Here is a 22267-nt window from a genome sequence, read left to right on the forward strand (position 1 = left end):
ACAAACAATAAAAAGAGTTGGAGAAAAAATAGCAATAGAATTATTGTTGCATTTTATTAAATATTCTGATGCTAATAAAAAACAAATTGTTTCATTGGCAGGACTAGAACCAGTTCATAGAGAGTCAGGAAGTTCATATAAAACAAAATCAAGAATATCAAAGAGTGGTTCTGTAAGTTGCCGTTCAGCATTGTTTATGGCAGTATTCTCATATAAACAATTAAATTTACAATTTGTAGAGTTTTACGAAAGATTAGAGAAACAAGGTAAACCAACTAATGTAATAAAAGTGGCTTTAATGAGAAAGTTATTAGTTGTAGCTCATTCATTGTACAAAAATAACGAAATTTATGATGAGTCAAAATATAGTAATGAAAATACTATATAATTATATCTTTTATGACTTTTTAAGGTGGCAACTGTTTGAATAAAAAAGAGTGATAAACTCACTCTTTTTTATGAGTTCCGCAAGCTAGAAATTAAAAATAATAAGTGAGGGAAGTCGAAGACCTTTGAAGCCGTTGGTGGTTTTGCTTACTTTGTCCATACAAAGTAAGAAGAGCGGAGAGGTTTACCTCTTCAAGAAAATATTATTAAATAAGCATCCTATCCTCAGAGATTCTCAAATTATTAGTTTAAAAAAGTTATTGAGTATGCAAATTTTTTTCCATCAGGTTGTAGAGACTCTTTAAAATTAACTTTTTTTTCTTCTAACATGTATAAATCTTTTTCTTCATAAAAACTTTTGATATGTTTTCTAAGAAAAGTATATTTATTCCCCCTATCACATATAATTACACCAAATCCTTTTTCTATATTAAAAAATTCTACAATTCCTTTTTTTAAGTCTTCTTCCAATACTGTTCTTTTTAATGAATTGATTTCATATTTGAATTTTTCATCTATATTTAACGATTCAGCCTCTTGAATATATTCAAGTATTTCTTCTTTCTTTCCTTTAGATTTTGTATGCATATATCGAGCTAAAGTTAAGAAACAATATACTGCTATTCTTTTAGTTTCTCCTTTTCGGTCTTGTTCTATAGGAATATATTTTGAAGCTTCAAGTAAATATTTTTTTCCTATTTCAAAATTATGTGTTTTAAGTAATATGTCTCCTGCTTCTTTTTGAATTTTCTTTTCCAAAATTTGATTTTTAATATCATAACTGATATTAGGATTAGCATTAGCTTTTTTTATAGTTTCTAGTGATTTAAGTAGAATTCTTTTTCCATTTGGAATATCTCGTGCATCAAAAAATTTTTCTGCCCATCTTTTATAATTGTCTGATTGATAATATAGTGAAATATTTATATGCTTATAATTAACATATTGACTTTCTAAATTTAATGAAATTTCAAATTTTTTATTTGCTTCTTCATATTCTCCTTTGAAAGAAAGAGTTCTACCTAGTTCATTATATAATGATGGGAATTCAGGATTTAGTAACTCAACTTTTTTTAAATGTTTAATTGCATCATCTATTCTATTTTCTTTTCTTAGAAATACACCATATGCAAAATGATTTCTATAGTTATTGTCATCTAAATGGCAAGCTTTAAGATAATATTTTTCAGCTTTTTCTCTATGTCCTCTTGTATATTCAAATCTAGCATATTCAACATAGGCATATGAAAAGTTTGGTGAAATTGATAATGCTGATTCAAAAGATATTGTAGCTTGTTTATCATCTCTAACTTTTAAATAGTTTTTTGCAATTTTGATATGGTTGAATGCAATCTTATCTTCTTCTGTTTCTATACCAAACATAGACAAAGTATGATGGAATTCAGATTGAGATTTCTCTGCATTTTCTATTTGAAAACTTAATTCTTTGTATTTTGTTTCTATTTCTAGTCTTAATACTTTTTCACTATCTAATTTATTTTGAATAAATCCTCTTGTTAATAACAGCATTTGATAATGTGTATTTGTAGTTCCTTTTTCTTCTTTTACATCTTGATAAATAAAAGATGTAATAATTAATTCTTTTAAGGAATCATCTACTGTTTCTAATGATAGACTTGTTAAGTGATGAATCAAATGTCTTGAGATGCCTTTATTACCAAATATAACCATACTATATAAACATTTTTTTGAAGATTTGTGTAATAAATTAAAAATATCATTAAATACAAATTGAGAAATTTCACTATCACCTTTATAAATTTCATTAAATGCTTTGTTAATATCCATACCAATACAAACTTTCCCAATAGACCACTTAATTAATAAAGGATAAGAACTTACACTTTTTACATATTTTTCAATTGTTTTTTGTTGTAATTTCTGTAAATCTTGCCTATTCCTTTCTTTACTGATAATTCTAAATAATGTTACTGCATCAGACAATAAGAAATCAGGAAGAGGATATCTTCTCTCTATTTCTCCTAATCCTTTTCTACTTGTTATAAGTACTTGTGAAGGACGAGGAACATCTTTTATAAAATCGATAATTTCTTCTTCTGATATAGTTTCAAGATTATCAATTATAAGCAAAATTCTATTTGTTTCAAAGATTTTATATATAGCATCTCTATATTGTATTTCATTAAAAAAATTTTCTTTAAATAATAAAAATTTTCCATTATCTAATACTTTTAAAATATCCTGTAAAATAGTAAAATAGTCTGATATCCCACTTTCAATAGTAACAATTCCATTATCTGAAGTGAGTTGATTTTCTTTTGCACTAAACCATACAATACTTGAATATGGATTAATATTTTCAGATAAAATACTATAGGCTGTTTTTAAAGCTAACGCGGTTTTTCCTAGTCCTCCTGCACCAGTAATACTTATAATTCTATCTTGACTTGTGTATAGAAGTTTTTTAATTTTTTGAATTTCATTTCTACGACCAACAAACCCACCATCTAAATCATAATCTTCTACTGGTAAATTATTTGTACATTTATTTATTCCATTAATAAAGTTTGGTATTTCAAAATCACATTTATAACTACCTCTTTGAATATATTCAATTAATTTTGTAGATTCCTTTCCTTTACAAAGGATAGTTATTAATTCTAATAATATTTCGAAATCATATTTTGTATAATTTGATTTTGCATGAGCTATTTTCCTTCTATGTTCATTTATTTCATCCATAATTGATATAAATTTTTCTTTTTCTAAGTCTTTACCAAAAAAATCTTCACTAAGTGTATATATATTTCGTTGTATAATTATTTCTTTAAGGCACCAAAGATATAATTCATCAAAGAAAACTTCAATATTATCATCACTATTTTCTTTAGCTTCTTCCTTCATTACCTCAATTACGCCATTAGGAATATTGTCTCGCCAGTTTTTTAATCCATATATTGGCAAAAATATTTTATTAATTAGAAAATCTCTAATCATTGGTTCAAAATTATTTATTAATATGTCATATCCATATTTTCTTATTTTCTTAGTATTATTATCATACATTACATAACTTTCAAATAGTGATTTTTAAGTAGTATATAATATAAAAATAAAATTGTTTATAAAATAGTTCATTTAAGGTATATATTAAATATTATTCATTTTATTGTTAAATACACTCCTAACTCAAACTATGCTACCATCACAAAATGAATAATAAACAAAAAATACTAAAAGATATTTTCGGACATGAGCACTTTCGAAGTTTCCAAGAGGAAGTAGTAGATAGTATCATTAGTAAACAAGATGTATTGACTATCTTACCAACTGGTGGTGGTAAATCACTTTGTTATCAACTCCCAACACTCCTTATGAATGGAACGACAGTCGTAATCTCTCCACTAATTGCACTTATGCAAGACCAAATAAAAGCACTCAATGATTTGGATATAAAAGCTGATATGATAAGTTCATCACAATCAAATGATGAAAATAGTTTTACCATGCAAAAGCTTTTAAGGGGTGAGTTGAAGTTTATCTATGTGGCACCTGAGCGATTTACTTCCAATGAGTTTGTGGGAGTGTTACAACGAATCAATATCAACTATTTTGTTATCGATGAAGCCCATTGTGTATCTGCTTGGGGACATGAGTTTAGAGCTGAATATCGAAACCTTGATAAACTTAAAAGATTTTTCCCTGATACTCCAATCGCAGCTTTTACTGCAACTGCTACAAAGAAAGTAGAAGCTGATATTGCTTCAAGTTTGAAGTTACAAAATGCTAAACATTTTAGAGCAAAAACTCTTAGGGATAATCTTGATATAAAAGTTGAACCTCGTATATCAAACGGTAAAAAACAGATACTGAGTTTCCTAAAAGCACATAAAGGCTTATGTGGGATTATCTATACTTTTACCCGAAAAGAAGCTGAAAGTATGGCACAGTTTTTATGTGAAAGTGGCTATACCGCTATGGCTTATCATGCAGGATTAAGTCCAAGTGTTAAAGATGAAGTTTATGATGCTTTTGTTTATGAAAAGATTGATATTGTTGTGGCAACCATTGCTTTTGGTATGGGGATAGATAAATCAAATATACGATTTGTCATACATATAAGTTTGCCTAAAACACTTGAAAACTATTATCAAGAGATTGGTCGAGCAGGGCGAGATGGGGATATGTCTTATGTATATTTGCTCTACTCTAAAAGTGATGAAGTAAAAAGAAAAATACAAATAGAAGAAGCTATAGATACAGGATATAAACAAACAGGACTTGATAAACTTGAAGCCATGTATCGCTATTGTGTATCAAATAATTGTCGGCATAAAATTATCGCAAACTATTTTGAAGATGAGTGTGAAGATTGTAAAACCTTATGTGATAACTGTACAAAGGGTGATATTGAGCAAGTTGATGTAAGTATTGATGCCCAAAAGTTTTTAAGTGCTGTATATAGAACTGGTCAAAGGTTTGGAACAAATCATATCATCGATATATTAAGGGGCTCAAAAAATCAAAAGCTTTTGGAATGTGGACATGATAAGCTTAGTGTTTATGGATTGGGAACTGAGAAAAGTAAAAATGAGTGGATGGCTATTGCTGATAAATTAATTGACATGGAAGCTTTGAGTTTAGGTGAATTTAGAGCTTTAAAGATAAGTAATCTAGGTATGCAAATACTTAAAGGAAATGAAAAACTTTTAATTGATAGTGATAAACTTGGAATTGCTCAAAAGCTAGAAGAGGAAGTTACAGAACTTAGCTTTGATGAAGAGTTGTATGAGAAATTTAGAACTTTAAGAAGAGAGATTGCTTTGGAGCATGAGGTACCAGCTTATGTTATATTTGGAGATAAGACTCTAAAAGAGTTGGCTTCAAAACTTCCAATTACAAAAGAAGATATGCTTGATATAAATGGAGTAGGGCTTGTAAAGTTTGAGAAGTATGGGGAGATATTTTTAGATTTGTGTAAAAGTATAAAAGAAGAGTTTAGTGAAAAGTTAGAAAATAAAGCACCTCTTAAAAAACTTACAAAAACTTATTTGGAAACTTTTGAGTTAATACAAGAGGGTAAAACGCTAGAAGAGATCTCTCAAATCCGTGATTTAGGGATAACTTCTATTCTTAGCCATCTCTCACTTTTATTTGAATATAATAAAATTTCAAAAGAGAAAAAAGAAGAACTTTTAAAACCCCTTGAGATTTCACAAGAGATAAAATCTTGGATAGAAGAGGGGTTGAAGCTTGATAGTTTAAAAGAACTCAGAAAACAGTTATATTTGTATGAGTATTTAAATAAGGAATAAGAGTGAAGCAATATTTAGATTTATTACAGCATATTTTAGACAATGGTGTTAAAAAAGAAGATAGAACAGGAACAGGAACTATGTCTGTTTTTGGTTATCAAATGAGATTTGATTTGAGTGAAGGGTTTCCATTAGTTACTACAAAAAAGACATTCTTAAAAGGTATTATAAGTGAGCTTTTGTGGTTTATAGAAGGTAGTACAGATGAAAGAAGACTTGCCGAGATTCATTATGGTGATGTGGCTTCTAATTTAGTGGGTAAAAATACTGTATGGACTGCAAATGCAGATGCCCAAGGAAAAGCCTTAGGATATACAAATACAGATACAGTAAAAGAACTTGGACCTGTTTATGGAGCTCAATGGCGTTCTTGGATGGGACATGATGGAAAAGCTATTGACCAATTAGCTGATTTAATAAATCAAATCAAAACTAATCCAGACTCTAGAAGAATGATTTTATCAGCATGGAATGTAGGTGAAATAGAAAAAATGGCATTGCCACCTTGTCATACATTTTTCCAGTTTTATGTGGCAAATGGAAAATTATCTTGTCAGTTATATCAAAGAAGTGCGGATGTATTTTTAGGAGTTCCTTTTAACATAGCCTCTTATGCACTTTTAACTATGATGATTGCACAAGTTTGTGATTTAGAAGTGGGGGATTTTGTACATACATTTGGAGATGCACATATCTATTCAAATCATATGGAACAAGTGAATTTACAACTAACAAGAACACCACATAAAAAACCAACTATGAAAATTAATCCAAATATAAAAGATATCAATGATTTTAAAATGGAAGATTTTGAATTGGTTGATTATATATGTGATGAACCAATAAAAGGAGAAATGGCTGTATGATAGTATCAATGATAGTAGCCTATGGAAAAAACTGGGAAATAGGTTTAAACAATCAAATGCTTTGGCATATTTCTGAAGATTTTAAAAAGTTTAAAGCTATAACTTCAGGGCATCATCTTTTGATGGGAAGAAAAACTTTTGAAAGTATTGGTAAACCTCTTCCAAATAGAACTTCATTGGTTTTATCTAAAGGTGGCTTTGAACATGAAGGTGTACATACTTTTGATGAGGTTCAAGAAGCTTTTAATTTTGCACGACAAAATGGAGAAGAAGAACTTTTTATAATTGGTGGTGCAAATATCTATAAAACACTTTTTCCTTATGTTGATAAAATGTATTTAAGTGAAGTTGATTTTGAAGGTGTTGCTGATGCTTTTTTAGAGTCAATAGATTTTTCTACTTGGGATTTAGCTGAACAAATAGATTATGATGCAATAATTGAAGATGGAGTTACTAAAACTCCTGCTTGGAAATTTAAGGTTTGGGTTAAAAAAGATTAATCTTTTTTTATTTGAAAAAATCTTTATTTAAATAAAGATTTTTCCCTTTAGATAAAGTACAGCATCTCCTGAAACTAATACTTTATCTTCTTTTATACTACATTCTAATATACCACCTCTAGTGGAAGCTTGATATGCTATAAGATTTTGTTTTGATAATTTATCTGCCCAATATGGTGCAAGACATGAGTGAATAGATCCTGTTACAGGATCCTCAATTCCGCCATTTGATGGCCAGAAATATCTTGATATAAAATCATATTCTTTTCCTTTTGCAGTTACTACCACATCATAAGGGGCAAGTTTTTTTAACTCTTGTGTATTATAAGATATTGATTTTACTTCATCTTCACTATTTAGAATTATTACATATGCTTGTCTATTTATTAGGACTTTTTCAGGCTTTATTGAAAGACCTTTTGTTAGTGCCTCTGGTATTTTATCTACTGGCTTTGGAGCTTGATTTGGAAAGCTCATTTGTATTTTTTTATTATCTAATTGTATTACTGAAATTGAGCCAACTTTTTGTGTTAAAAATATTATTTCCTCTTTACAATCAAAATAGTTAAATAATACAAATGATGACGCTAAAGTAGCATGACCACAAAAATCTACCTCACTTAAAGGTGAAAACCATCGTATCTCATAACTATTCTTTTTGATTTCTTTTATGAAAGCTGTTTCTGAAAGATTGTTTTCAAATGCAATTTTTTGCATAAGATCAATTTCTATCCACTCTTTTAGAGGTACAACTGCAGCAGAATTACCTTTAAATTGTTTACTTGTAAAAGCATCTATAATAAAAATTTTTAATTGCATATAAACTCCATTTGTTTTAATATTGAGAATAAATAATTATTGTTTTTCTCTTATTTTTGAAACAGTTTTTCCACCAATAGCATAGTTATCCATAGAAACTTCCTCTATAATAACAACAGCACTAGATGCTCCTCTTCCAAAAATATCAGCAAAAAGTTCAGTGATACCTTTTGCTAATCTCTCTTTTTGCTCTTTTGTAGCTCCACCATCTTCGTGGGTCATCTTTACATTTATAACAGGCATTTTAGTCCTTTACTATTTTTAAAATTTTTGAGATAAGAAGTAAAACTACTCCACTAGAAACTATAAATGCTGTAAGAAATAAAGCATAATCATAGTTTCCAAATTTTTCAATTAAAGCAACACTATAAAGTGGTGCTAAAACTTGTCCAACCCCATAGGCAGTTGTTAAAGCTCCCATAAGAATCACAGGATTAGAACCTGCAAGTTTTCCACCCAAACTCATAAAAAGCGCAACAAGTCCTATAAAAGTACCTCCATAAAGCACTCCTGATAATAAGTTTAGATACATATTATTTGTAAGAACAGAGATTAAGATACCAACAACTTGAAGTGACATAGAGATAATGATAATATTTACACTTCCAAATTTATGGGCTAAATTCATCCAAATAATGCAAGATGGAATACCTGCAAGTCCAACTATTGTCCAAGTAAGGTTTCCATATCCTTCTAAACCTTCAAGTGAGTTGATAATATCTGGTATAAAAGTTGATTGTACAACCATACCAACACCTTCACAAAAATAAGCTAAAATAAGTAATATAACAAAAGGTGTAAATAGTTTTATATCAAAGTGATGTTTTACAACATTTGTATTTACCTTTTTACCAAAAGATAATACATAAATAGGATAAATAGAAGCAACAGCTGCAAAGATAGTAAGTACTAGCCAAGCATCTTCCCAAGTACCATCAAAACTAAATACTCCTCTTACAATTAGGTCACTAACAAGTATAGAAAAACCAATACCAGAAAAATGTATTCCCATGGCTTTTGTTTTATTATCTATTTTTAGCTTACTCATCACAATAGCTGAACCAACAACTAAAGCCATAGCTGCTCCAAATCCTGCAATTACTCTTGATATTAGCCATAAAATTTCATTATGAGTTGTAGCTAAAACAAATGTTGTAGCAATAGAAATAACCATCCCAAGTCTAAAAAACTTTACTTTTGTATAAACATCTTTTATAAATACTGCAAAAATAGAACCAGCTAAGTACCCCATATAATTAACAGAAGCTAAAATACCTGCAAAACTAACAGTTAAATAGTTTTCTAACATTGGAGGTAAAAGAGAAGTGAAAACAAATCTAGCAACCCCAACTCCAATGATAAGTGCAATAATTCCAGCTAAAATGATAGCTGAATTTGAGTTTTTATCTAGTAAATTTATATTTTTCAAAAGCTTATCCAAGTTTTTTTATGACATAATATCACTAAAGATGATGTTATGTCAAATATCTAATCATGATTTGTGATATAAGGAAAAGTGATATGGATTCAAATTTATTAAAAGTATTTGTTAATGTCGCAAATAAAAAATCTATCTCAAAAGCTGCAAATAGTTTAAAGTATGCCCAGTCAAATGTCACTTCAAGAATTAAACAGCTAGAAAAAAATTTGGGATGTAAATTATTTCATAGAGTTCCTTCTGGGGTTATTTTAACCCATGAAGGAGAAAGACTTTATCCCCATGCTGTAGAGATTATATCAAAAATAGAACTTGCAATTTTAGATATGAAAGATATGTTGAAACAAGAGCAATTAGTTGTTGCATCAACTGAATCAAATGCAGTTACACGAATCGTAAATTTTTTATTAAACTTACATAATGACTTTCCAAATACACAATTGGAACTTATCACAAATACAACAACAGAAATAAAAAAAATGATAATGGATTATAAGGTTGATATTGCTTTTATAAGTGGTGTTCCAAAGGAAGAAGAACTTATGGTATTAAACAGAATTGATGAAGAGTTGGTTTTAGTTGAACCATTTGATGAAATGGCTCCAAATGTTTTTTTGAGTTTTAAAAAGGGATGTGCATACAGTGGTTTTGCACAAGATTATATTTTTGAAATGACACAAATAGAACACAAAAAGTTGGAGTTTGGAAGTTATGAAACTATATTGGGATGTGTAAAAGCTGGGATGGGTAAGTCAATATTGCCAATGAGTATTGTGGAAAAATTAAGATTTGAAAATGAAGTTAAAATTTCCAAATTAAATAAAAATGCTTTGGATATGCCCACATGTTTGGTTTGTCGAAAAGATAATATTCCTAAAATTGTTGAGTATTTAAAGAGTGTAAAATTATAAAAATATGCAAAAGCATATTTTTATAAGATGTTTAATTGATGGGCTAAATCATCTGCGATTCGTTCATAGTTTCTTATATCTAAAAGTCTATGTTGTCCTTCAACTCCTACAAGAGCAACTTCTTCTTTAGAGAGTCTAATTATCTCTTCAAGTTTCGTTTTAATCGAGTCTTTATCAAAATCACATAACCAAGCTGTTTTATTATCATCAAAAATTGATAAGTTGTTATCATTTTTTGACATAATACAAGGAACAGCAGATGAGTAATAATCCATGATTTTAACAGGAGTTGAAGTATTAAATAGTGGAATATCAGGCAAAATAGATAAACCAATATCTGCTTTTGCAATAAGATCCAACAACTCATCTTTTGTTGTAGCATTATATATTTCAATATTTGCTTTTAAATTAGGGTACTTTTCCAATAAATTTTGAGCATATTCAGGGTCTTTTGTTGAAATCATTATTTTAAAGCTTCCACTTGCAAGTAGTGAAAAAGCATCTAATACTGTTTCAAATTCTCTTAATTTGTCCAATGTCCCTGCATAAAAAAATCTTTTTTCTTCACCTTCGTGTTGTATATTTTCATGTAAAACTTCAGGGTCAATTGCTGATGGGATTACAAAAGTTCTTGTTTTTACATCTTTTAAATAATTATCTCTCATTTTTCTAGTTGTTGGAAGAAAAATATCACAGTCATTGATTAAAGATGTTTCTTGATGAAGTTGAATTTTATTTGAAATGATATCAAAATAGCTTTTTTTGTTGTTTGCTTCATCCCTTTGAAGTTTGGCAATTCTTTTAGGGAAAGATAGTCTAAATGCAACTTTAAATCCATATGCACCTCTTCTTTTTAGCACCTCTTTTAAAATTTTAGTATCATTTCTTACAGCAACATACGTGTACTCTTTTAAATCAATACCGTTATTATTTAAAACTTCTAAAACACTTAATTTTTCAGAAACAGGTATAATGATTTTGTTGTTATCTTTTTTCTCAAATGAGGTTTTAAATTTAGAAAAGTAAATAATATCTATATTAAAATGTTTTGTTAAATATTTTTCAAATAAAGGGCCAATAAAACTGTTATCACTATATTCATTTTGATCAGTAATATATAAAAATTTTTGCATAGTTAACTCCTTTTTGCTATAGAGTATACTAATTTAGCATAGCATTAAAAAAGCATTTTGAAATACCACTGTTTTTTACTCATGGTTTAATCAAGATTTTATAAAAAATAGTTGAAAATAAGAAAAAAGGTTTTGATTTGGAATATACTACTCAAAGAATGGTAATGTACCCACACTTAAGTTCTGCTGGGATTTTAAGTGGAGGGATGGCTCTTTCATGGATTGATGCAGATGCTACTGTTTTTGCAGCAAATTTACTTGACACAAGTAGAATTGCCACAGCTAAAGTATCTGAAGTTGTTTTTAACAGTGCTGCTAATATTGGTGATATTCTTATTACTGGTTTAGAATTGGTACGTGTTGGTAAAACATCAATAACTGTAAAATGTGAACTTAGAAATAAAACTACAAATAAAGTAATTGTTCAAGTTGAAGAGGTGGTTTTAGTAACAATTGATTTCAATAAAAAACCAACGCCACATAAACTTTATTTAGAAAAAAAGGCTCAATAAGTTCTTTTTTATAAAGAAAAGAAACAAAAGAAAAGCGTTCACAGGTTCCAAAATAGCTAGAAAATAAAATAAAATCTTAAAATTTAATAACTCGATAACTCGCTAAAACAGTTTAAATTTATTAACAGATTTTATTTGATTTTTCTTAACGCTATTTTGAAAATACTCACAATTCATCTAGGCGAAAGTTTTTTACTTGCTTAAATATAACTTTTTTTAATTAAAGTTCTCTATATGATATAAAAATACCAAAAAATAATCTTTTTTGATAATTGGGTATTAATAAACGCAGAGTTATTTTTTATATAAATTTAAAATACATTATTGTAAAAGTTTATTAATAATAAGGAGTTAAAATGATTGCACGAGAATGGAAAGCAAAATTTCCTCACAAACATAAAGAGGGTTTTACTAAATATTTATATGAAACAGGAATAAAAGACACCTCTATAGTAAAAGGATATCTTGGTAGCCAAATTTTTACAAGAGATTTAGAAGAATCAGTAGAAATTACATTAATAACTTATTGGGATTGTATAGATTCAATAAAAGCTTTTTCTGGTGAAAATATTAACATTGCTAAACTATATCCTGAAGATGATAAATATGAGTTGAATCCTGATACTTTTGTATTGCATTATGAAGTAATTGAAAACAGTTGGAATTAGTTATTTTAAACTAAGTCCTACTTTATTTTTTTCTAAATCAATAGATATTACTTTTATCTTTTTTAGTTGTTGGTTTATGCTTAGTATTTCGCTTGGGTGAGAGATTCTTTTTTCGCTCATTTGTGAGATGTGTATCATACCATCATTTTTAAGTCCAATATCAACAAAAGCTCCAAAGTCTGTGATATTTCGTACAATTCCTGAAACATAAAATCCCTCTTTTAAGTCTTCAATACTTTTGATATCATCTGAAAATTCTATTTCATCAAATTCACTTCTTACATCATAACCTGGTTTTCGTAACTCATTTATAATATCTTCTAAAAGAAGTTTTGAAGTGTTTAACTCTTTTGCTATATTTACAATATCACTTGTTTTTATATCTTCAATTTTGTATTTTTTTTGTAAAGCATTTACTAAGCAATAGTTTTCTGGGTGAATTGCTGTGTTATCTAATATAGAATCTCCATCTTTTATTCTTAAAAATCCTACTCCTTGTTCATAAGCTTTTGAGCCTATTCCTTTTACATCAAGTAACTCTTTTTTTGATTTGAACTTTTTGATTTTTTCTCTGTGGGCTATAATATTTTTTGCCATGGTTTCACTAAAACCAGAGACAAAAGATAGAAGTTTATATGAAGCGGAGTTTATATCAACTCCTACTTTATTTACTAAGTCAATTGTTACATTTTCTAGTTTTGAAGCTAAATCTTTTTGATTTACATCGTGTTGATATTGTCCGATACCAAGTGATTTTGGGTCGATTTTAACTAAGGCTGCCATTGGGTCTCGAAGTCTTTGTGCAATAGAAATTGCACCTCTAATTGTAACATCAAGTTGGGGATACTCTTGAGCAGCTATTTTTGAAGCAGAATAAACACTTGCTCCTATTTCACTAACTACTGCAAATTTCACATCTAAAGAGTTCTCTTTTATAAAGTTTGATACAAAAGAGGCAGTTTCATTTGATGCAGTTCCATTTCCTATGGCTATTGAGTTTACATTGTATTTTTTTATTAAAGCTAATAAAGTTTTAGCAGAGTTTTCAAAATCTTCTTTAGGTTTTGTTGGATAAATTACAGCACTATCTAAAAAAAGTCCATCATCACTTATAACTGCCACTTTACAACCAGTTCTAAAACCTGGGTCTATTCCTAAAATTGTTTGATTTACAAGTGGAGGAGTAAGAAGTAGTTCTTTTAGATTTTTACCAAAAAGATTTATGGCTTCATATGAAGCTTTTTCTTTTAGGATTGTTATGGCTTCTCTTTTTAAACTTGGAAGAAGAAGTCTTTTAAGTCCATCTTTGTAGGCGTCAAAGACAAGTTCACTTGAACTATTTGCCCAAGTTGGGATTTTGTATTTTTTTATATTTTCACAAATAAAATCTTCATCAACTTCTATTTTAAAAGTTAGTTCTTTTTCATTTGTGGCTCTATTTATAGCTAAAAATCTATATGATTTTATATATTTTATTTTTTCATTTACATCTGATAAATTTTTATATAGACCATTATTATCAAATGTTTTTGTAGGTTTTGTTTGTATAGTTCCATAATTTAGAATACTATTTCTAACGATTTCTTTAGACTTAAAATCATCTGCATATCTTTGAGAAATAATATCTTTTGCTCCATTTAGCGCATCAGTTATAGTTGAGATTTCTTTATTTAAAAAAGCTTTTGCTTTCTCTTCACACTCTTTTTTAGAGTATTTTAAAGAGTGTATAAAGTTTGCTAGAGGTTCTAACCCATTTTCTATAGCAATTGTAGTTCTAGATGATTTTTTATCTTTAAAAGGGGTATATATATCTTCTAAAGCTTGAAGTGTTGTGGCACTATTTATATTTGATTGGATTTTTTCATCTAAGAAGTTTTTTTCTTGTAGAAGATTTAAAATCTCCTCTTTTCTTTTTAAAAGTTTTAATGAGTAGTTATAAATCTCTTCAAAAACTCTTAGCTCTTCATCACTTGCATTTGAAGTTTGCTCTTTTCTATATCTTGCTATAAAAGGAATAGTACAACCCTCATCAAGAAGTTGTAAAATATTTTGAATAACACTTTTAGAAAAAGAAGTCTTCTTTTCTAAAAGTGTTATTAGGTTATCCAAGAACTACCTCTGCTACGTCACTTCTTGTATTTTTTAGAGGTTTATTGCTAGATGCTCTTGTTGTATAAACAAAAGAGATTTTTGGTTTGTCTGTTATATTTTTACCTGCATGGTGCAGAGTTTTACAATGAAATAGAACTATATCACCTCTTTTTAGGTTTGTATGAACTCTATTTTTGATTATCTCTATATTTTTTGGGTGTTCATCTAAGAAGTTTGATTTTTCATCAAATTGGTCTTTATCCAATGATAGTTTGTGACTTCCTGGAATAAATTCTAAAAGACCATTTTCTATAAATTCATCATCAAGACTTAACCAAATAGAGATTAGGTCGTTGTTTTCAAAATGCCAATATCTTCTATCTTGGTGCCATGAAGTTCTTGATGAGTCCTTTGGCATTTTTGTCATTATAGAGTTATGATGAGCCAAAGTTAAAACTACCTCTTCACCAAATAGTTGTTGAAGCATTGGTAGGGTCTCTTTGTATGTCATCCACTGTTTAAACACATCTTCTCTTTGGTAAACTTGTCTTAGACGTCTTACTGTATTTGTTTCATCATTTGCTTCAAGATATTCAGATTCTGTCTCTATTGGTTTAATCTTATTTTCTAAATGATATTTTGCTTTTTCTAGGATTTTTTCACATAAATCATGTGGTGCAAAATCTTTAATAACCAAAAAACCATTTTGGTTAAATTGTTCGATTTGTTCTTGTGTTAATTTCATTTATTCTTCTTATTTAGGATGAACTTCTTTTAATGCTGCACCAATAGCAGTAATTGTTCTAACTGTTCTAACACCAGCTCTCTCTAAGGCTAAGTATTTCTCTTCAGCAGTTCCTTTACTTCCATCAATAATTGCCCCAGCATGTCCCATTCTTTTACCCTTAGGAGCTGTTACTCCTGCGATATAAGAAACAACTGGTTTAGTAATATGTGATTTTATGTATTCTGCTGCTGCTTCTTCTTTTGCTCCACCAATTTCACCAATCATTACGATTGCTTTTGTATCCGGATCTTCTTCAAACATTTTTAAAATATCTATAAAATCACTTCCTGGAACTGGATCTCCACCAATACCCACACAAGTACTTTGACCAAAACCAGCAAGAGTTGATTGATTTACAGCTTCATATGTAAGTGTTCCAGAACGAGATACAATACCAACACTTCCAGCCATGTGAATATTTTCAGGCATAATTCCCATTTTACATTGATCAGGAGTTATAATTCCTGGACAATTTGGACCAATTAGTCTTGACCCATTTAAATCAATAGCCGCTTTTACATCAAGCATATCAAGTGTAGGAATACCCTCTGTTATACAAACAATAGTCTCTATTCCATTTTCACTAGCTTCGATAATGGCATCTTTACAAAAAGGAGCTGGAACATAGATAATAGAGGCATTTGCTCCTGTTAATCTTTTTGCACACTCAACAGTGTTATAAATAGGAAGATCTAGATGTCTTTGTCCTCGTTTCCCAGGTACTACTCCTGAAACTACATTTGTACCATAGGCAATAGCTCTTTGTGTATGGAAACTTGCTTGTGCTCCTGTTAAACCTTGAACCAATACTTTTGTATTTTTATCAATTAAAATAGCCATTATTTAGCTCCTTTATTTGATAGTTCAATAATTTTTTGTGCAGCTTTGTCTAAATCTGCCTCTTCATAAACAGTAACAGTTGAATTTTTTATCAATTCAAGTCCTTCTTTTGCATTTGTTCCTTCAAGTCTTACTACTATTGGGATGTTTATATTCATCTTTTGGGCAGCACCAATAATACCAGCTGCAATGATGTCACATCTAACTATTCCACCAAAAATATTTACTAAAATACCATTTACTTTTTCATCAGAAAGAATAATTTCAAAGGCTTCTATAACTCTTTTTTCATTTACACTTCCACCCACATCAAGGAAGTTTGCTGGCTCTCCTCCATGGGTTTTGATTAAGTCCATAGTTGCCATTGCTAAACCTGCACCATTTACCATACAAGCGATATTCCCATCTAAGCTTACATAGTTTAGGTCAAGTTTTTCTGCTTTTAATTCTCTCTCATCTTCTTGCGAAGCATCTCTTATTTCATTTAGTTTTGGTTGTCTATAAAGTGCAGAATTATCAACAACAACTTTACCATCTAAGCAGATTAGTTGATTATCTTTTGTTACAACTAAAGGATTTATTTCAACTAAAGATAAATCTTTTTGTTCAAACATTTTATAAATATTTTGCATCAAAGATATCATTTGAGCGCTTAGATTTTTATCAAAACCTAGGTCATCACAGATTTGTCTACATTGTGCAGGCATAATTCCCACAACTGGATTAATGGGGTTTCGTAGGATTTTATGAGGAAATTTTTCTGCAACTTCTTCTATATCCATACCACCTTCACTTGATGTAATTATCATAATTCTTTGGGTTGTTCTATCTACGATAAATGCTAAGTATATCTCATCTTTTATATCGCAAGGCTCTTCAATATAAATAGAGTTTACTGGTTGACCTTGTGCATTTGTTTGATAAGTTACTAAATTACTTCCAAGTAATCTTCTTACTTCATCGTTAGCTTCTTGTTTTGAATTAACTAAAACAACTCCACCAGCTTTTCCTCTTCCACCAGCATGTACTTGTGCTTTGATTACCCATTTATCTTTTCCAACACTTCTTAGGATTTCATCAAGTTGTGAAGGATGAGTTAAAAGTTTCCCTTTAGTAGTTGGGATATCATATTTTCTGTACAAATTTTTGGCTTGATATTCATGTAAATTCATAATTTCTCCGAATTTTACTCACAGTAAATTTCATTAGTTTTAATTTCACATTTATATCCAAATTGAGATAGAAAGTCGCTTAATAATAAAATAGTAAAAACTATGAAATTGTAAGAGGTAGGGTGATTTTAAATAGGGCACCTTTATACTCTTTTGAATCGTAAGTATAAATAGTGTTATCACAAGAAATTGTACCTTTCATATGATTTTTAATAATCTCTTCACTCATATAAAGACCGATACCTGTTCCTTGGTTTTTATGTTTTGTTGTAAAATATGGTTCAAAAATTCTATTAATGATATTATTAGGTATGCCTCCTGCATTATCTTTTATTTCAATTACTAAGTTTTCTTTATTTATTTTAGTTGAAATAAAAATAAATCTTTTGATATTGGTATCTTTTTTTATTAGTTCATCTTTTGCGTTGTTTAATAGATTTATTAAAACTTGGATTAGTTCATTGTGATAATTTGTAATTTCTACATCCTCAATATTTTCAATAATTTGAATATCAAGGTTTTTATATTGAGCAAATACAAGTGAAATAGCTTTATTTAAGGGACTTTTGATATAAAATGTAGATTTTTCTTTATTTACTTTAAAAAAGTTTCTAAAGTCATCTATTGTTGCAGACAAATACTGTACTGATGTATTTATTTCCCCTAGGGACTTTACTAGAAAATCATCTTCCAACATATCAAGCTCTTTTTGAAGTTTTAATCCTGTAGCTGTAGTGGAAATAGTAGATAAAGGTTGTCTCCATTGGTGTGCAATATTTCCAATCATTTCACCCATTGCAGCCATTTTTGCTTGATATGCTAATAGTTTTTGTTGTTTGTTATTTGTTTCAATATGATTATTTATGTCTTTTCTATATTTTTTAAATATATTTTGTAAGATTCTAGAAAAATATATTGAAAGAAGAAGTAAAATAAATATTAATAATAGTTCGATTTGAATTGTTTTTAATAGACGTTCTTCAAATTCTTGGTCTAAATCTATTTTTCTACTTTGTATTGATTTTTCCATATCATCTTGATAAAAACCAGTTCCAATTACCCACGACCACTCATTTATTCCTTTTACATAAGCAGTTTTATAAACAGCTTGTTCTACTCCTGGTTTTTTATTTTGTGTATAAGAATAATAACCCTCACCATTTTTTGATATTTCAATTAGTTTATTTATAACTTTTTCAATATCTTGAGTATCATTATTTACAATAGCGCTTTTCCCTATGTATTCTTCTCTTATATGGCTAAGATATATGGAATCGTAATTTATTATAAAAATATATCCATCATTTCCATATCTCATATTACGAATAGTGTTTAGAATTTTATTTTGAACTCCTTTTTCAAAGTCTTCAATATATTCTCCTGTTCCTATGAACCAATCAAAAGGTTCAAATTTTTTAACAAAACCAATTTTCTTTTTTTGAATATCTGGGTTTGTAGGATTGAACCAGTACCATTGTAAAAAACTACTATCAACTTTTTTCAAAATTTGAATCATCTCTTGAACTATTAGGGTACCTTTTGAATCTTTATGATTCCAAAAGTTTTTACCTTCTAGTTCTTTATTGTGTGGTAGAAGATAATTAATACCTTTCTTATCATAAATAAAATAATAGCCTCTTCCATCATTAAATCTTATATTTCTAAGTGCATCAATAATTAATTTTTTTACTACTTTTGGATTTTTGTCTTTGTTCTCTTCATAAATTGTTTTGGCAATGGCATTGGCATTTTCTATAGCTAGTTTTAAAGAGTCCTTTAACGCTTTTTCAGTAGATTTTTTTTCATTTTGTATAAATTTATACACTTCTTCTACTCTATTTTTTATTATTTCTTTATTTTTTTGTAAGTACTCATTTTGGATTTTTATTTTTTCTTTTTTAAAAGTGTTATTTTTTTCAATAAATTGAATTGTAAAAATTATAATAGAAATTAGTAGTATAAAAATTGAAGGGACATATTTTATTATTTTTAAGATTTTTTTTTCGTTTTCAAATATCATTTCTGCTCTTTATATGGTTGGAGATTATATCAAAAATTTTATAAATGTAAAAGAAATTATATTTTTGATTAAAAATAGTGGCAGAGAGCAAGGGATTCGAACCCTCGGAGGCGTGAACCTCGCCGGTTTTCAAAACCGGTCCATTCGACCAACTCTGGCAACTCTCTATATTTTGTTATAAGTTTGTAATTTGTATTTAATGGAGCTGGTGAAGGGAGTTGAACCCCCGACCTGCTGATTACAAATCAGCTGCTCTAGCCAACTGAGCTACACCAGCGTGTGTTAGAAATGGTGTCAAGAGAGAGACTTGAACTCTCGACCTCCGGCTTATGAGACCAGCGCTCTAGCCAGCTGAGCTACCTTGACACTATGGCTAAATTTTTTGGTTGCGGAAGCAGGATTTGAACCTACGACCTTCGGGTTATGAGCCCGACGAGCTACCGGGCTGCTCTATTCCGCGGTATGTAAATAATAGTAGTGGTGACCCGTAATGGATTCGAACCATTGGCCCCCTCATTAAAAGTGAGATGCTCTACCAGCTGAGCTAACGGGTCGTCTTAATCAAAATGGAGTGGAATTATAAGAAATTTTTTTTTATTTGTCAAGGGTTTTTTCAAAAAATTTCGAAATTTTTTTTAATGAACTTTTTGCTGCTTGAATTTGTATTTCTTCTCTTGTACCAAAAAACTGAAAAATATCTATTTCATTATTGCCTAAAGAGTCCATAACACCGATAACTACATGACCTACTGGTTTATTTTTTGAACCTCCTGTTGGTCCTGCTACTCCAGAGATTGCAATTGAATAATCAGCATCAAATTTCTTTAGAACTCCACTTAACATTTCCTTAACCGTTTCTTTTGATACAGCTCCAAAATTTTCTAAAGTTTCATTTGATACATTTAATTCTTGATTTTTTATTTTATTTGAGTAAGAGACTATACTTCCATTAAAAATATTTGATGAACCAGATATCTTTGTTATTAAAGAAGCAACTAATCCTCCTGTACAAGATTCAGCACAAGTTATAGTTTTATTGTGTTTATATAATAAATTTTGCATATTTATCATATCTTCATCATTAAATATGTCATTAAACATGTTATTCCTTTTTATGGATAAAAAAAAAGAGCATGAGAGAACTCATACTCTTTTAATATACATTAATAATGTTGTTATTCAGTTAAATCTGCTAAGAATTGTTTTTCATCAAATTCTAAGCCTAAGAAATCAACAACATATCTTAAGTCTCTCTCTGCATTACCTAAACAAGATGTTGCCCCTGGACTTGGAGTCATATTAAATATAATTCCATTACCTGGGTTAATTGAAGCTTCACCAAGCATAAGTTTCTTTTCTGTTTTATTTAATACTTGAGGTCTAACTCCTCCAAATCCTTTTGCATATTCTATATCATCAGGAGTTAATGAAGGTACGATTTTTCTAGCATCTTTTACAAATAAACCTTTATTGATACCAGGAATTTCAAATAAGAAGTTTTTGAATACATAGTTTCTAATTTCACTATCTTTAATTAAATCCCAGAATATTTTTAGGATATTCCCATCAAAATTTAGAGTTTTTAAACATTGTAAGAATGTTTTTAAACCTTTATATCTTTCTAAAACAAGTAAAGATAAAGCAGTTGGTCCAAATCTTGTTTTTCCATCACATAAAATATCAGGATCACCATGAAGTGCAGCAAATGGAAGTTTTGGATTTTGTACCATATAAACTTTTCCATTTAAGTATTTATTATTTGTAATATAGAAGCTTCCAGCCATTGATAATGACCCCATATCTTTACCATATCCCATTTTATGAGCTAAATAAAGTGAATGTGCTCCAGCATTTACTACAACAAAATTAGCAGTATAAACTGAACCATTTATTGTAGATACTTTAAATTTATCACCAATTTTTTCAATAAATTCTACTTCTGAATTATAATAGATATCTGTAATTTTTTCAGGATCAGCTTTTTGTCCAGCTTTTGCTAACTCTTCAGTCATAGCTCCAAAGTCAACAGTTGTATATTCATTTTTTGCACCCATTGCAATAATTGGTTCAGGTCTCTCAACTTTTTTCTCTTTGTCTGCATATACTAATAAAGGCTCTAACTCTTTTAGTTTTTCTTTGTCCCAAAGTTCTAAATATGGGAAAAGTTCTTTAAATTCGTTATATCTATTTTTAATAAATTCAACTTCTTTATCACCAACACCTAATGCCATTTTTTGGTGTTTAAACATAACTTTGTCTTGTAAATTATACTGAAGACAAAATTTTTCAATCATTTTTGCTGTTCTTTTAGTGATTTTTGCTTTATCTAATGTATAGTTAGTTTCAATATCACCTACGTGGATAGTTTGAGAGTTACTAGTACCTTTTGAGTTAAGGGTTGCTAAATTCTCATATTTTTCAAGCATACAAATACTTTTAATATTTGTATATTTTGCAAATTCGTAAAAAAGTGCAGCACCTGAAATACCACCACCTACAACTAAAATGTCATAATGCTTATTATTCATCATCAAATTCCCCATAGTAAAATATAGCAAAATCATAGCATAGTTAATAATAAGATTATCTATAAAATTAAGCAAATTTAATCTTATTGTAAAAAATATTCTATTTAGTAACATTATCATATATAACAACTTGTCTATATTGTGTACATTAGAAACAAAAAGAGTATAAAATGCTTAAATATTTAGTCAAATTGTACAAAAAATGTACATTGATATTTTTTTAAATTTTGTTAAAAATTAATTTAATTTGATACATTTTTAGATGATAACTTTAGATTAAATTATCTTTAGATATAAT

General features: G+C 28.9%; 19 protein-coding genes and 5 tRNA genes. 7 read left to right on the plus strand and 17 right to left on the minus strand.

The annotated features are described in order from the left end of the window. On the plus strand, positions 1–388 hold a 388-nt coding region (locus tag ACQY5W_RS02855), incomplete at its 5' end, for a transposase (protein WP_428023436.1). A gap of 242 nt (positions 389–630) precedes the next feature. Here the strand turns inward: ACQY5W_RS02855 and ACQY5W_RS02860 are convergent. Next, complete coding sequence (locus ACQY5W_RS02860) at positions 631–3435, minus strand: NB-ARC domain-containing protein (protein WP_428023437.1); 2805 nt, start codon at positions 3433–3435, stop codon at positions 631–633. Between the two features lie 146 nt (positions 3436–3581). Here ACQY5W_RS02860 and recQ point away from each other — a divergent pair, with 146 nt between their 5' ends. Genes recQ through ACQY5W_RS02875 form a run of 3 tightly spaced genes read left to right on the plus strand, consistent with a single transcriptional unit; the run spans position 3582 to position 7050 of the window. Continuing rightward, a complete protein-coding gene (gene recQ, locus ACQY5W_RS02865; protein ID WP_428023438.1) occupies positions 3582–5684 on the plus strand; it encodes a DNA helicase RecQ in 2103 nt (700 codons plus the stop codon). A 2-nt stretch (positions 5685–5686) separates the two neighbouring features. Next, entirely contained in the window at positions 5687–6550 is an 864-nt protein-coding gene (locus ACQY5W_RS02870; RefSeq protein WP_428023439.1) for a thymidylate synthase, read from the plus strand. Further along, the gene (locus tag ACQY5W_RS02875) at positions 6547–7050 is read left to right on the plus strand and encodes a dihydrofolate reductase (RefSeq protein ID WP_428023440.1); all 504 of its coding nucleotides are present in this window, start codon (positions 6547–6549) and stop codon (positions 7048–7050) included. The genes ACQY5W_RS02870 and ACQY5W_RS02875 overlap by 4 nt, the downstream gene beginning before the upstream one ends. Positions 7051–7077: 27 nt before the next feature. On the opposite strand, the gene ACQY5W_RS02880 is transcribed toward ACQY5W_RS02875, so the two are convergent. From ACQY5W_RS02880 to ACQY5W_RS02890, 3 genes are read right to left on the minus strand one after another with little or no spacing between them, the layout of a single operon-like run. Next, positions 7078–7869: a PhzF family phenazine biosynthesis protein gene (locus tag ACQY5W_RS02880; RefSeq protein ID WP_428023441.1), complete on the minus strand. Its 792-nt coding sequence runs from the start codon at positions 7867–7869 to the stop codon at positions 7078–7080. Positions 7870–7905: 36 nt separating this feature from the next. Further along, positions 7906–8112, minus strand: coding sequence for a tautomerase family protein (locus ACQY5W_RS02885; RefSeq protein WP_428023442.1), 207 nt, complete (start codon positions 8110–8112; stop codon positions 7906–7908). A gap of 1 nt (position 8113) precedes the next feature. Continuing rightward, a complete protein-coding gene (locus tag ACQY5W_RS02890; protein WP_428023443.1) occupies positions 8114–9298 on the minus strand; it encodes a YbfB/YjiJ family MFS transporter in 1185 nt (394 codons plus the stop codon). Positions 9299–9390: 92 nt separating this feature from the next. Here ACQY5W_RS02890 and ACQY5W_RS02895 point away from each other — a divergent pair, with 92 nt between their 5' ends. Next, on the plus strand, positions 9391–10218 hold the full coding sequence (locus tag ACQY5W_RS02895) for a LysR family transcriptional regulator (RefSeq protein WP_428023444.1): 828 nt from the start codon (positions 9391–9393) through the stop codon (positions 10216–10218). A 20-nt stretch (positions 10219–10238) separates the two neighbouring features. Here ACQY5W_RS02895 and ACQY5W_RS02900 read toward each other — a convergent pair whose 3' ends face one another. Continuing rightward, complete coding sequence (locus ACQY5W_RS02900; protein ID WP_428023445.1) at positions 10239–11351, minus strand: glycosyltransferase; 1113 nt, start codon at positions 11349–11351, stop codon at positions 10239–10241. Between the two features lie 137 nt (positions 11352–11488). On the opposite strand from ACQY5W_RS02900, the gene ACQY5W_RS02905 reads away from it, so the two are divergent. Together ACQY5W_RS02905 and ACQY5W_RS02910 are read left to right on the plus strand one after the other, a co-directional pair. Then, positions 11489–11863, plus strand: a complete 375-nt coding sequence (locus ACQY5W_RS02905) for an acyl-CoA thioesterase (RefSeq protein ID WP_428023446.1) — start codon at positions 11489–11491, stop codon at positions 11861–11863. 356 nt (positions 11864–12219) lie between these two features. Then, positions 12220–12531: a hypothetical protein gene (locus ACQY5W_RS02910; RefSeq protein ID WP_428023447.1), complete on the plus strand. Its 312-nt coding sequence runs from the start codon at positions 12220–12222 to the stop codon at positions 12529–12531. On the opposite strand, the gene ACQY5W_RS02915 is transcribed toward ACQY5W_RS02910, so the two are convergent. The 12 genes from ACQY5W_RS02915 to ACQY5W_RS02970 all read right to left on the minus strand — a co-directional run bounded on the left by ACQY5W_RS02915 (position 12532) and on the right by ACQY5W_RS02970 (position 21969). After that, positions 12532–14640, minus strand: a complete 2109-nt coding sequence (locus ACQY5W_RS02915; protein WP_428023448.1) for a helix-hairpin-helix domain-containing protein — start codon at positions 14638–14640, stop codon at positions 12532–12534. Continuing rightward, positions 14633–15367: a phytanoyl-CoA dioxygenase family protein gene (locus tag ACQY5W_RS02920; protein WP_428023449.1), complete on the minus strand. Its 735-nt coding sequence runs from the start codon at positions 15365–15367 to the stop codon at positions 14633–14635. Before ACQY5W_RS02920 ends, ACQY5W_RS02915 begins: the two co-directional genes overlap by 8 nt. Before the next feature lie 9 nt (positions 15368–15376). Next, positions 15377–16249, minus strand: a complete 873-nt coding sequence (gene sucD / locus ACQY5W_RS02925) for a succinate--CoA ligase subunit alpha (RefSeq protein ID WP_428023450.1) — start codon at positions 16247–16249, stop codon at positions 15377–15379. Then, the gene (gene sucC, locus ACQY5W_RS02930; RefSeq protein WP_428023451.1) at positions 16249–17421 is read right to left on the minus strand and encodes an ADP-forming succinate--CoA ligase subunit beta; all 1173 of its coding nucleotides are present in this window, start codon (positions 17419–17421) and stop codon (positions 16249–16251) included. Before sucC ends, sucD begins: the two co-directional genes overlap by 1 nt. A 100-nt stretch (positions 17422–17521) precedes the next feature. Next, positions 17522–19441 (minus strand): sensor histidine kinase, encoded by a 1920-nt coding sequence (locus ACQY5W_RS02935; protein WP_428023452.1) that lies wholly within the window; start codon positions 19439–19441, stop codon positions 17522–17524. Between the two features lie 78 nt (positions 19442–19519). Beyond that, positions 19520–19608 (minus strand) — tRNA-Ser (locus ACQY5W_RS02940). 33 nt (positions 19609–19641) lie between these two features. Next, a tRNA-Thr gene (locus ACQY5W_RS02945) sits at positions 19642–19718 on the minus strand. Between the two features lie 12 nt (positions 19719–19730). Next, a tRNA-Met gene (locus ACQY5W_RS02950) sits at positions 19731–19807 on the minus strand. 17 nt (positions 19808–19824) lie between these two features. Beyond that, positions 19825–19901 (minus strand) — tRNA-Met (locus ACQY5W_RS02955). Positions 19902–19919: 18 nt separating this feature from the next. Beyond that, positions 19920–19995, minus strand: a tRNA-Lys gene (locus tag ACQY5W_RS02960). 40 nt (positions 19996–20035) lie between these two features. Then, a complete protein-coding gene (locus ACQY5W_RS02965) occupies positions 20036–20542 on the minus strand; it encodes a CinA family protein (RefSeq protein WP_428023453.1) in 507 nt (168 codons plus the stop codon). A 74-nt stretch (positions 20543–20616) separates the two neighbouring features. Continuing rightward, positions 20617–21969 carry an FAD-dependent oxidoreductase gene (locus tag ACQY5W_RS02970; protein WP_428023610.1) on the minus strand — a complete coding sequence of 451 codons (1353 nt, stop codon included), beginning with the start codon at positions 21967–21969 and terminating at the stop codon, positions 20617–20619. Positions 21970–22267 lie beyond the last annotated feature (298 nt).

Origin of the sequence: Arcobacter sp. (assembly GCF_050300555.1) — a bacterium.
Classification (GTDB): domain Bacteria; phylum Campylobacterota; class Campylobacteria; order Campylobacterales; family Arcobacteraceae; genus Arcobacter.

Coding starts and splice junctions, on each gene's coding strand:
- ACQY5W_RS02860 (WP_428023437.1), bottom strand. CDS start 3,435: ATGTATGATAATAATACTAAGAAAATAAGAAAATATGGATATGACATA.
- recQ (WP_428023438.1), top strand. CDS start 3,582: ATGAATAATAAACAAAAAATACTAAAAGATATTTTCGGACATGAGCAC.
- ACQY5W_RS02875 (WP_428023440.1), top strand. CDS start 6,547: ATGATAGTATCAATGATAGTAGCCTATGGAAAAAACTGGGAAATAGGT.
- ACQY5W_RS02880 (WP_428023441.1), bottom strand. CDS start 7,869: ATGCAATTAAAAATTTTTATTATAGATGCTTTTACAAGTAAACAATTT.
- ACQY5W_RS02885 (WP_428023442.1), bottom strand. CDS start 8,112: ATGCCTGTTATAAATGTAAAGATGACCCACGAAGATGGTGGAGCTACA.
- ACQY5W_RS02895 (WP_428023444.1), top strand. CDS start 9,391: ATGGATTCAAATTTATTAAAAGTATTTGTTAATGTCGCAAATAAAAAA.
- ACQY5W_RS02900 (WP_428023445.1), bottom strand. CDS start 11,351: ATGCAAAAATTTTTATATATTACTGATCAAAATGAATATAGTGATAAC.
- ACQY5W_RS02910 (WP_428023447.1), top strand. CDS start 12,220: ATGATTGCACGAGAATGGAAAGCAAAATTTCCTCACAAACATAAAGAG.
- ACQY5W_RS02920 (WP_428023449.1), bottom strand. CDS start 15,367: ATGAAATTAACACAAGAACAAATCGAACAATTTAACCAAAATGGTTTT.
- sucD (WP_428023450.1), bottom strand. CDS start 16,249: ATGGCTATTTTAATTGATAAAAATACAAAAGTATTGGTTCAAGGTTTA.
- sucC (WP_428023451.1), bottom strand. CDS start 17,421: ATGAATTTACATGAATATCAAGCCAAAAATTTGTACAGAAAATATGAT.
- ACQY5W_RS02935 (WP_428023452.1), bottom strand. CDS start 19,441: ATGATATTTGAAAACGAAAAAAAAATCTTAAAAATAATAAAATATGTC.
- ACQY5W_RS02965 (WP_428023453.1), bottom strand. CDS start 20,542: ATGTTTAATGACATATTTAATGATGAAGATATGATAAATATGCAAAAT.
- ACQY5W_RS02970 (WP_428023610.1), bottom strand. CDS start 21,969: ATGAATAATAAGCATTATGACATTTTAGTTGTAGGTGGTGGTATTTCA.